We start from the raw sequence: 692 nt of genomic DNA, 5'->3' as shown, positions 1-692 counted from the left end.
GCCTGGCACCCGCGTAATCGAAATGCATTGATTGTGTGCGACCTGCACTTGGAGGCCACGCCATTGCTGACAGAAGATGCCCAAGAGTTACGTCAGCGTTTGTACACCCGGCGTGAGGAAATGTCAGAAGGGCAATTGCCGGTACCGCTGAAGTTAATTCAGATCAACCGGTGTCCGGTGGTGGCACCGTTGACTGTGCTGCGCAGTGAAGATCAGCAACGGCTGGGGCTGGACATGTCGCTGTATCAACAGCGCGCCGCACAGTTGAGTGCCGTCCAGGCGGTTTGGCAGGCCAAGTTGGAGGCCATTTACAGCGAACAGGATTTCGCCCCGAGTGAAGATCCGGAGCAACAGTTGTATGACGGATTTATCGGTGACCGCGATCGTCGCCTGTGCGAGCAAGTAAGAGCTGCCGAGCCTTCGCAATTGGCGAGCGGGCACTGGATGTTTGATGACGTGCGCTTGCCGGAACTGTTGTTCCGTTACCGAGCGCGCAATTTCCCCGACACCTTGAGCGCCAGGACCAGCAGCGTTGGCTGGGCTTTTGCCAGCAACGCCTGACGGACCCGGGTATGGGCGCGCCCAACACGCTGCAAGGCTTCGAGCAGGCATTGCAGACAGCTTGGCAGCAGGCTGACGAACCGCAGCGTGAATTGCTCGCGCAGTGGCAGGCACATGCCCAGGCGCTGCGC

At 59.5% G+C, this 692-nt stretch carries 1 pseudogene; it reads left to right on the top strand.

Features of this window, described 5'->3' with window-relative positions:
• Positions 1-692, top strand: a pseudogene (gene sbcB / locus G3436_RS16765) (exodeoxyribonuclease I); the annotation flags it as partial.

The sequence above is a fragment of the Pseudomonas brassicae genome (genome assembly GCF_010671725.1).
Taxonomy (GTDB): domain Bacteria; phylum Pseudomonadota; class Gammaproteobacteria; order Pseudomonadales; family Pseudomonadaceae; genus Aquipseudomonas; species Aquipseudomonas brassicae.
The sequence above is the reverse complement of the archived record's forward strand: the minus strand, read 5'-3'. Positions and strand labels throughout refer to the sequence as shown.